Origin of the sequence: Synechococcus sp. R5-12 (assembly GCF_047502655.1) — a bacterium.
Classification (GTDB): Bacteria; Cyanobacteriota; Cyanobacteriia; order Thermostichales; family Thermostichaceae; genus Thermostichus.
The window spans coordinates 1-9,626 of sequence record NZ_JANSIM010000284.1; the positions used below are offsets into that span (position 1 = coordinate 1).

Annotated in this window: 11 protein-coding genes, 1 tRNA gene and 1 other RNA gene; 6 read left to right on the forward strand and 7 right to left on the reverse strand. The window is 57.9% G+C overall.

Annotation, left to right across the window (positions count from 1 at the left end; translation table 11 throughout):
* Nucleotides 1-177: 177 nt before the first annotated feature.
* Complete coding sequence (gene atpC, locus NW843_RS13340) at nt 178-591, reverse strand: ATP synthase F1 subunit epsilon (protein WP_011433800.1); 414 nt, start codon at nt 589-591, stop codon at nt 178-180.
* A gap of 306 nt (nt 592-897) precedes the next feature.
* On the opposite strand from atpC, the gene NW843_RS13345 reads away from it, so the two are divergent.
* Nucleotides 898-1,536, forward strand: coding sequence for a Crp/Fnr family transcriptional regulator (locus tag NW843_RS13345; protein WP_414342684.1), 639 nt, complete (start codon nt 898-900; stop codon nt 1,534-1,536).
* Between the two features lie 80 nt (nt 1,537-1,616).
* On the opposite strand, the gene ssrA is transcribed toward NW843_RS13345, so the two are convergent.
* Nucleotides 1,617-2,018, reverse strand: a transfer-messenger RNA (tmRNA) gene (gene ssrA, locus NW843_RS13350).
* Between the two features lie 100 nt (nt 2,019-2,118).
* Between ssrA and NW843_RS13355 the strand changes: the two genes are divergently transcribed.
* Nucleotides 2,119-2,190: transfer RNA gene (locus NW843_RS13355), tRNA-Lys, on the forward strand.
* 2 nt (nt 2,191-2,192) lie between these two features.
* Here the strand turns inward: NW843_RS13355 and gatC are convergent.
* From gatC to NW843_RS13370, 3 genes are all read right to left on the reverse strand, one after another.
* Nucleotides 2,193-2,486 (reverse strand): Asp-tRNA(Asn)/Glu-tRNA(Gln) amidotransferase subunit GatC, encoded by a 294-nt coding sequence (gatC, locus tag NW843_RS13360; protein WP_414350806.1) that lies wholly within the window; start codon nt 2,484-2,486, stop codon nt 2,193-2,195.
* Nucleotides 2,487-2,583: 97 nt separating this feature from the next.
* Entirely contained in the window at nt 2,584-3,105 is a 522-nt protein-coding gene (locus tag NW843_RS13365) for a photosystem I assembly protein Ycf3 (protein WP_414350803.1), read from the reverse strand.
* A 173-nt stretch (nt 3,106-3,278) separates the two neighbouring features.
* On the reverse strand, nt 3,279-3,563 hold the full coding sequence (locus NW843_RS13370) for a chlororespiratory reduction protein 7 (protein WP_414375195.1): 285 nt from the start codon (nt 3,561-3,563) through the stop codon (nt 3,279-3,281).
* Between the two features lie 123 nt (nt 3,564-3,686).
* On the opposite strand from NW843_RS13370, the gene trpS reads away from it, so the two are divergent.
* Complete coding sequence (gene trpS, locus NW843_RS13375) at nt 3,687-4,682, forward strand: tryptophan--tRNA ligase (RefSeq protein WP_414423812.1); 996 nt, start codon at nt 3,687-3,689, stop codon at nt 4,680-4,682.
* Between the two features lie 27 nt (nt 4,683-4,709).
* Here trpS and NW843_RS13380 read toward each other — a convergent pair whose 3' ends face one another.
* Complete coding sequence (locus NW843_RS13380; RefSeq protein WP_414523192.1) at nt 4,710-5,723, reverse strand: DMT family transporter; 1,014 nt, start codon at nt 5,721-5,723, stop codon at nt 4,710-4,712.
* A 95-nt stretch (nt 5,724-5,818) separates the two neighbouring features.
* Between NW843_RS13380 and truB the strand changes: the two genes are divergently transcribed.
* A complete protein-coding gene (truB, locus tag NW843_RS13385) occupies nt 5,819-6,718 on the forward strand; it encodes a tRNA pseudouridine(55) synthase TruB (RefSeq protein ID WP_414523195.1) in 900 nt (299 codons plus the stop codon).
* 239 nt (nt 6,719-6,957) lie between these two features.
* On the forward strand, nt 6,958-7,461 hold the full coding sequence (gene apcB, locus NW843_RS13390; protein WP_011433791.1) for an allophycocyanin subunit beta: 504 nt from the start codon (nt 6,958-6,960) through the stop codon (nt 7,459-7,461).
* Between the two features lie 22 nt (nt 7,462-7,483).
* On the opposite strand, the gene NW843_RS13395 is transcribed toward apcB, so the two are convergent.
* Entirely contained in the window at nt 7,484-8,248 is a 765-nt protein-coding gene (locus NW843_RS13395) for a TIGR03943 family putative permease subunit (protein WP_414523193.1), read from the reverse strand.
* Nucleotides 8,249-8,708: 460 nt separating this feature from the next.
* On the opposite strand from NW843_RS13395, the gene NW843_RS13400 reads away from it, so the two are divergent.
* On the forward strand, nt 8,709-9,500 hold the full coding sequence (locus NW843_RS13400; RefSeq protein WP_414523194.1) for an ABC transporter permease: 792 nt from the start codon (nt 8,709-8,711) through the stop codon (nt 9,498-9,500).
* The last annotated feature ends 126 nt before the right edge of the window (nt 9,501-9,626 follow it).

Below are 9,626 nucleotides of genomic sequence, written 5' to 3' on the forward strand. Positions count from 1 at the left end.
GATAGTGGTGAGTGGATAGTGACCAGCCACTAGTCACTAACAGAAGGCGGGGCTTCCCGCCGGTCTAGCTAACAAAGCCAATCCCCAAAGATCGAAAATGGCCCCCTGGCTGCGCCTCAGCCCCTCCATCTCTCCTGCAGCTTGAGCTCCATCTGCAGATCCCGCGCCGGGACAGGGTCAGCTTCCAGTCTTGCTGCCCATCTCGGCAGCTTGGATCAAGGCCCTGGCTCGCTGTTGATCCAACTTGGCTTGCAAGCGCTCTTGCTTGTCGCTGCTGGTATTCAAAACTTTGCTTGCTTCGTCCAAGAGGGCCTGAGCCGCTGCCTTATCCACTTTTTCACCCCGCTCTGCTCGGTTGACCAGGACGGTTACCTCGTTATTTTCGACTTCTGCAAATCCGCCCATGACCGCAATGGCCAACCACTTTCCATCGGCTTTGACCCGCATAACGCCATTGCCGATGGCGGTCAAGAGGGGGGCGTGCCCAGTGAGAATGCCCAATTGGCCCGAAGTGGCAGGGAGGATCACTTCCTCGCTGGGGGCATCCCAAACCGTGCGGTCGGGGGTAATCACACGAACCATCAGCGTCACGACAGATCTCCTGAGGGCTTGAACACTTTCGCGTCGGCGGTGCGGAGCACCCTGCTTCCGATCCTACCGGATCCGGATCCCTGCAGCTTTGCCTGGTTCCCCTTTTGTCTTTATTCTCTCGGGGCAGCCACACTTAACCTGGACATAACCTTGCCTTTACTTCAGACTGGAAGGCAAGCGCTAAGGTGTTGTCGGGAACACTTATCTCATGCCCCAACCTCAGCATTGACGGCCAGCCCATTGCTGTTGGTTTGCAAGGGGGAGCCCAACGACTGGTGCGCCCAGTTTTCCTAGCGGAGCCAGCCTATGCCTGAAGCGATGCCTAGCCATTTTGCTGCCGGCCTGTCCACACGGGAGCGCCAACTGCTGGAAGACCTCTACCGCAGCCGCAGTTTATCCCCCTACACTCCCGGCCAGGTTATCCCTTTGTTTCCTGATGAATGGGTGATCGTCTGTCGGGGGGTGGTGCAGTTGACCACCCTCTATCCCAACGGTGGTGAGGCGCTGTTGGGGTTTGCCGGCCCCTCCATGCCCCTGGGATCCCCTCTGACGATGCTGGATCCCTACCAAGCTAAGGCTTTGACGGCAGTTGATGTGCTGCGGCTGCCGGCAGCAGAGGTGGAAGCCTCAGAGATCCTGAGTCAAGGGCTGCTCAAGCAGGTGGTGCGTCGGCTGCGCCAAACCGAAGCATTGCTCGCCTTGGCCGGACGGCGGCGGGTAGAGGATCGGCTGCGCCAGTTGCTCTCCCTTTTGGCTGTGGAGCTGGGATCCCCGGTTGCAACAGGGGTGCGCCTGCAAGTGCGCCTTACCCACCAGGACTTGGCCAATGCCATCGGCACTACCCGGGTCACCATTACCCGTCTCCTAAACCGCTTTCGCCAGCAGGGCTGGGTTGCGGTGGACAAAAACCGGCACCTTGTCATCAAACTCGCCCACGCTCCGTAAAACCTTTAGAAACTGAGCAGGATCTGCTCCTAGGGCATGGCTGAAAGCTGGCAGTTTTTGGCTCGTAGTTAACTGCTGGGAGATGGAGCTGACGGGAGTCGAACCCGTGTCCGAGATGGGTACTGAGGGATCACTCATTCACAGGTTTAGCCTCTTTGACCCTCGAGGCGGGGATCGCCGTTTGGATCCCAGCGATGGGAGTTCTCCGCCTAATCTTAGTCTCTCCCTCGACGGAGCCAGAGTAGAGAGCTGCACCCGTTGGGGTTGTGATCCGCCCACTTAACGGGGTCGTGAGCAGATCCTCGAGCTCAGAGTAAGTTTTCGGTTACTGAGCCTTAGGCAGCCAAAGCAGCCGCTTTACGAGCAAAGGGTACGACGTTGTTCGCACGTACTTTTTTGAGCCTGGTGGTAACGGGATAAGCTCAATCCCGACCTGCCTCATGAACCCATGTTCGCCACCCCGTCGAAACCGTTACAGCCCCAGGGTTGACTTGAGTCCAGCATAGCAAGATTTTTGGGGATACGGCCAGAACCTTTGCGAATGTGACAGAAGCTTTGCTAATATGACGAAGCTGCAAACTTGGGTCGGTAGCTCAGCGGTAGAGCACTCGGCTTTTAACCGATTGGCCCAGGGTTCGAATCCCTGCCGACCCATGTCAGTCTTCCCCTTCCAAAATGCGGGGCACCTTGAAGAACATGTCTGCCCGGTCAGGGGCGTTGGCCAGGATCCCTTCGATATCCGGGTAGGGCTCAACTTCATCGGGGCGGGTGGGCAGTTCCATGTCCAGGACATGAAAGGTGGGCTCTACCCCCTCCGTGTCCAGCTCCTTCAGTTGCTCCACGTAGGCCAAGATGTCTGCTAGCTGCTCTGTGAACTGGATCTCTTCCTCTTCGGTCAGCTCCAGACGAGCCAAGTGAGCAACATGTTGGACTTCTTCCCGTTTCAGCATCCTCTCCTCCGGCTCCCAGATTATCGACTTGACTTAGCCCAGGGTAGCCGAGATCAACCGTTCGCGTTAACGGGACGGAGTCCTTCTGCAGGAAAGCTCAGTACACCTCCAGGTTGGCGCGCCCGGTGGTTTTCAGCCAGTTTTGGGCCTCGATGTAGTTGTTGGGGGCAATGCGAATGGCCCGAATCCAGTACTGGGCAGCCTCGTTGAACAGGGCCTCTGCTGTTTCCTCATCCCCGGCTTGCAGGCTCAGCTCGCCCTTGTGGTGCAGCAATACGGCAATGTTGTTCAGGGCAGAGCAAAGTCTTGGGTTTAACTCCAGAGCTTGGTGGTAGTGGTCGAGGGCTTTGTCAAGCTCGCCGTTGCTCTGGTAGATCAGGCCCATGTTGTAGAGAATGTAGCTGCGGTCTTCTTCCCCTTGCTCGAGGGCGAGGGCTTCTCTGTAGTTTTCTAGGGCCTCGGCGTATTCTCCTTCGCTCTGAGCGGCCATGCCATCCCGGTAGTAGGCAAAGGCTTTCTTTTCCTCGGAACTCACCCCTGGCAGCAGTTTCAGAATTAGATCGGCCATGACGGTGAAGGTCTTGTCAATGAAGTTGTCGTTCTTCATGCTGCGCGGCATGGCTGACCCCTTTTAAGTTTAGGACTAAGGATCTCTACTCTTGCGTTGTATCACGCCCAAGGCGGGATCCGAAACACAACTCCATGAGGGCTCTGTCTCAGGCTACGGCAGGGGAACTGCAACGCTGTCGCGACGAGGCTGCGAACGGCTTGGCCAAGGAACTTCCGAGCCTGTTAAGACCGTGTCGAGGAGCGCTTGCTCAGGCGCACAGGATGCCACTGCACGGTTTCGCCGGGGGAAACTTCGATCTCACAGGCGGTGTCGATCAGCCGCTGTGCCTGCGCTTGAGGGGTGGGATAGCGGGCCAGATCTGCATCCACCAAGTGGGGATGCTCCTGCAACAGCCGCACGAGAAACTCCTGCAATTCCTCAGGGCTGAGAAATTGCTCCGGCAAGCCCGGTATCAGCAGCACATAGTGGTTGGCAGCACGCAACAGTTCGGGTTCAGAGTCTGACATGGTGTGCGGTTGGGCATCTTCCTTCCATCATGAACCAACAGGTTGCGCCTCTCTTGATATCCTGAAAAAGACTTTCCTTGCTCTTGTCCTCCGTCTTGTTGGCGTTTGAGATCTGCTTTCCCTATGGCCAAGCCGCGCACCCTCTCCGGCATTCAGCCCTCTGGCGAACTGCATTTGGGCAACTACTTGGGGGCAATTAAAAACTGGGTGGCCGAGCAGGAGCACTACGAGAACTTTTTTTGCATCGTCGATCAACACGCCATCACCGTCCCTCAGGATCCCAAGCTGCTGAGGGAGCGAACCCGTTCGCTGTTTGCCCTTTATTTGGCCTGCGGTCTCAGCCTGGAGCATTGCGTGCTATTCGTCCAGTCCCACGTGCCTGCCCATACGGAGCTGGCCTGGCTGTTCAACACCATCACCCCCATGAACTGGGCGGAGCGCATGATCCAATACAAGGAGAAGAAAGAAAAACAGGGAGAGGAGACCAGCGTTGGCTTGTTCAGCTACCCGATTTTGCAGGCGGCGGATATTTTGCTCTACCAACCCAAGTATGTGCCGGTGGGGGAGGATCAGCGGCAGCATATTGAGCTGTGTCGGGATATTGCTCGCCGCTTCAATGACCGTTTTGGAGAGGTGTTTCTGATCCCAGAGGCCCTGATTCGTCCGGAGGGGGCGCGGGTAATGAGCTTGACCGATGGTACGCGCAAGATGTCCAAGTCGGATCCCTCGGATTTCAGCCGTATTCATCTGCTGGATGACCCGGATACCATCCGCAAGAAGATCCAAAAATGCAAGACCGACCCCATTCGGGGCATTACTTTTGACGATCCGGCTCGTCCCGAAGCCCACAATTTGTTGACGATTTACATGCTCACCTCCGGCAAAAGCAAGGAGGCGGTGGCGGCTGAGTGTGCCGAGATGGGGTGGGGACAGTTCAAGCCCCTCCTCGCCGACAGCATCATCGCTGCCCTGGAGCCCATTCAGCAGCGCTACCGGGAACTGTGGAGCAACCCCGACCACCTGCTCGTTCTGATTCGGGAGAATGCCGCTAAGGCCCGTGCCATCGCCGAGCAAACGCTAAAAACGGTGAGAGAGGCTATGGGGTTCTTACCCCCCTGAGGGATCCCTGCCCAAGCTTTGATGGGATCAGTCGGGGTTGCCATCGCGGATCTCGACGGTGCTCAAGGCGCTCACCAGCCAATCCAAACCCAGCTCCGAGAGGATCCCTTTCCAGCCTAGGCGCAGGCGCTCCTGCCATTCTTGCCGGTGGTTAATCAAATACACGCAGACCAGAGTGATGCCCACTCCCAGCCATTGCAGCCGCGTCAGCGATTCCCCCAGAAAGGTGCTGCCAAACAGCAGGGCAAAGATGGGGGTGAGGAAGGTCAGGGAGCTGAACTCGGTGAGGTTTTCCTGAGAGGCGAAATAGAAGAAGAGGGCATAGGCCAAGGCGCTCCCCATCACCGAAGCGTAGAGGAGGCCCAGCCAGTGGATCCCGCTCAGGTGTTGCCATTGCTGGGTTTCTGTTAGTGCTGACAGCAGGATCAAGGGCAGGCTGCCCAACACCATGTGCCAGCCCGTCGCCAGCACCGGATCCGCCACCTCCGCCACCTTGGGCATCATCACGGTGCCGATGGCCATCGACAGGGAGGCCATCAACATCCAAACGACGCCGGCCCCCAACTGCAGGGATCCCTCGCCGGATAGGCCGATGAGGCCAATGCCGAAAACTCCCAGCCCCAGGCTCAGCCAGCCTAGGGATCCCATCCGCTCGCGGTAAAACCAGGTGGCCATCAGAGCCACCGCCAGCGGCTGCGAGTCAATGAGCACGGATCCCAGGCCCGCCCCTGTCTCTTTCAGCCCTTGGGCCAAAAATCCCTGAAAACATGTGCCATCCACCAGCGCAAACGCCAACACCCATAGCCAGCCGCGCAGCCCTCTGGGATGCCAGGCGTGAGACGCAGAACCCCGCCCCTGCCAGAGCCGAAAGGCAAGAACCAGGATCCCTGCCGGCAGCAACCGCAGAATGGCAATGAAGAGGGGGGTGGTCTCGGAGAGGGCATCTCGCATCACCACCATCGCCGAGCCCCACAGGAAAAAGGGGGCAATCATCAGGAGGCGTTGCCAGATAGGCTGAAAGAACAGGTCAGACTGAGCCATAGGTGCTTCAAACTTGGAGACGGAAGTTAACCCCATGTTAAGCGCTGGGGCAGCTCAGTTACAAATCTTAACTGTTGATGCATGTTATGCCTGGCATGGGATCCCTGGAGGGCTTTCTCAACCTGGACAAGCCGGCGGGGCTCACCTCCCACGACTGTGTGGCGGCGGTGCGGCAGGTCTTGCGCACCCGCAAGGTGGGGCATGGGGGCACCTTGGATCCGGCGGCAACGGGGGTTTTGCCGATTGCGGTGGGACGGGCAACACGCTTTTTGTCGTTTTTGTCGGGGGATAAGGTGTATCAAGCAACCTTCCGATTGGGACAGCGCAGCGACACCGACGATGCCGAAGGGCAGATCCGGGTGGGATCCCCTTGTCCTGGGTTGAGTCGCGAGCAGGTAGAGCAGTGCTTGCGGGAGTTTACCGGCGAGATCTGGCAGGTACCGCCCCTCTACAGCGCCCTTAAGCGGCAGGGGAAAAAGCTCTACCAGTTGGCCCGGGCCGGCGTGGAGGCTGCGGAACTCCAGTTGGAACCCCGACGGGTGGTCATTCGGCAACTGCGCATCCTGGGCTGGCGAGCCGGAGACTTTCCGGAAGTGGATCTGGAAGTTGCCTGTGGCCCCGGCACCTACATTCGTGCCCTTGCCCGCGATGTGGGGGAAAAATTGGGCTGTGGAGGGCTGATGAGCCGGCTGCGACGGCTGCAAAGTGGCCCCTTTCGCATCGCAGAAAGCCTGCCCCTGGAGAAATGGCAGGGATCCGCGGATCCCGCTGCCGCCCTGTTGCCCATTGAGTGGGGATTTGCCGATTGGGAGGCAGTAGAACTCTCTTCCGCCAAAGCGGAGCAGTGGCTGCAGGGTCAGGCCATTCCCCTCGACCGGCCCATTATCGGTGCCCCTACTTTGCGGGTGCTGGATGAGGAGGGCAAGTTTTTGGGCTTGGGGTATGGTCAGGCAGGCCAGCTCAAGCCGCTGCGGGTGTTGTCGCCGGATCCCTAGAGTGTTGCAGAAAGGTTACATTTTCGTAACAACATTGGCCATTGTCTCAGAGGGAAGTGGGAAAGAAACCCCTGCATGCTAAACTTCTGAGGGCGAAGGGGAGCCTGAAGCGTCGCCGTTGCCGGGCTCTGGCTCGATTTTCCAAGGTTGACCTTTGGATGTTGTCCGGCAAAATCTCTTCTCATTTTTTCATCTCAAGCTACTTTACAAAATAAAGTCACAAGAATGGAGCTGGGGATATGCGGGATGCCGTAACCACACTGATCAAAACCTACGACCTGACGGGCCGCTACTTGGATCGGGAGGCAATGGATGCGCTCAAGGCTTTTTATGACTCGGGGCTGCGGCGCATCAAGGCCGTGAACGTGATCAATCTCAACTCAGTGGATATCGTCAAAACGGCTGCTGCGGCCATGTTCGCCCAGGTGCCAGATCTCATTCGTCCGGGAGGCAACGCCTACACCACCCGCCGCTATGCCACCTGTTTGCGGGATATGGACTACTTCTTGCGCTACGCTTCCTACGCGCTGGTGGCTGCCGACAACAGCATTTTGGATGAGCGAGTCTTGGCCGGCTTACGGGAGACCTACAACTCCCTCGGTGTGCCCATCGCCCCGACGGTGATTGGCATTCAAAACATGAAAACCCGCACCCTGGAGCTGCTTGGCTCCGGCGAAGACTACAGCTTTGTGGCCGAGCCCTTCGATTACCTGAGCGCTAAGCTGAGCGAAACCGATATCTAAACCGATATCTAAGCGCCTGCTCTTATTCGTCGGCATAGGGGTTTGGCGGCACCGGTATCGGCTCCACCTGCTCGGCAGCGATTACCAACTGAGATTGGCCATCCCGCTGCTCCACGGCCATGCGCCCCTCCAGACGCAGCCAACTGTCGGCAGTTAACTGCTCTGCCTCTGGCCAGCGCACCGGCAAGCCCACGGGGTAAGCATCGGCAGCACAGCAGCTAACCAAAAACCGAGCAATAACAAAGTGGTCGGGTCGCTCGTCAGGAATGACGAACCCCTGCACCCGCACCGGCTGGTCTTCATAGGTGTAGGGATCCGGGTAAACATCCAAGGTGCGCACCCAGTCCAGCAGAGTTCGCTGACGGGGGTCGAGCTTGGGGCGAAAAGCCTGCGGCTGGCTACGAGATACCCCCAGATAGGGAGATACCCCTCGGTTGAGGGCAGTTTGGCTGGAGAGTGGTCGTGGCTCGACCCAAAACCCCAGCAGGGCCGTCAGGATCAACAGTCCTGCGCCCAGCCGCGGCCCCAATAGTGAGGCATGGACTTCAGAAGAGGCAACTTTGGCTCCTCGCCAACGGCCAATCCCCAAGCCCAACAGACACAGCCCGGCCAACAGCGCCACATTCACATAGCCGGGATTGATCAACATCAGCAGGGTGCCCCGCCAGCGATAAACGATCAGCAGGATCCCTAGCAACATCAACCCAACCGCCTCCCAGTAGGCCGTATTGCCCCACCGCAACGGTTTGGACTCCGTCCCGCTGACGCGACCGACAGGCCGAGACATACCCTTGGTTTTCGCGTGCGGTTCCTCTGGATTTTGTTTTTCTCGAAGACGACCAGAACTGCTTTTGGGCATGGGTTGCAGCTTTTTCACACCACTCCGAGCCTAAGTTTAGCAATCCTCGCGGAAGTGCCCACTGCCGGCGTTGGGGAATGCCTGTGCTGCCAATTTCCCAGTCACAGGTATCGGGTTGCCCGAATAAGGCAAGGACTCCGTCCCCCTAACGCGAACAGCAAAACATTTCGTTTGGCTCACGTTCTTTGATTGCCGTCTTTACAGCTTCAGGGATCCCATCATCAATTCAACAAATCCAGCCACAGATAACCTCACATTGGCACGGACTTTGGCGTGATAGACAGGGTTGCAGGCTGATGTATAAAGCCTAGGGAGTTGCTGCAATTTTGGCGGTCTGCTCTACAGTGGGATAGAGACAACTGAGATACAACACACGAATGTTGGCCGAATGTTGGCAAGGATACCCACCTGGCTGCGGGGCGTGAGCTATGCCATCTATGGCTTTCTCTACCTGCCAATTCTGCTGATCGCCGTCTACTCCTTTAACCGAGCCCGCTTTGGCCTGGCGTGGACAGGTTTTACCTTCGATTGGTACCTTTCCCTGTTTCAGAATGCCCTGGTCTGGCAGGCCACGCAAAATACCCTCGTCCTGGCGTTGGTCAGCACGCTGGTCAGCACGCTGCTGGGATCCCTCTTGGGCTATGGTCTCTACCGCTACCACTTCCCCGGCAAAAAGGCGGTGCAGGGGCTGCTGCTCTTGCCGGTAGCCATTCCGGATATTGTGATGGCCATTGGGCTGCTGCTGTTTTACCAAGTGGTGCGCGCCTACACCGGCTGGTTTGAGCTGGGCCTGGGGACGATGATCTTGGCCCACATTACGTTTCAGATTGCTTTTGTGGCTATTGTGGTGCGCAGCCGTCTCCAACTTTTGGATCCTGCGTTGGAGGAAGCCGCCTATGACCTCTATGCAAACACCTGGCAAAAGCTACGCTATGTCACCTTGCCCTTGGCCATGCCAGGGATCCAAGCTGCCGCTTTGCTGGCTTTTACCCTTTCGATAGATGATTTTGTCATCTCCTTTTTTACCAGTGGCCCCGAAAGCCAGACCCTGCCGATTTTGATTTACAGCACGGCGCGACGAGGAGTTACCCCGGAAATCAATGCCCTCTCCACCTTGATCATTCTGGTTACCTTGATCTTGGTCGTGGGCTTCCCCCTGCGGAGTGCTCCGCACCGCTGACGCGAACAGCCGCTCCCGCCTGGGATCCCGCTAGCCGTTCTCGACAGTTCCCTCTCTCCCCCTGAGAGAGGTTGGAGATGAGGGCGTGACATACTCCCATCGCTGACCCTACGGGTACAGCGTGGG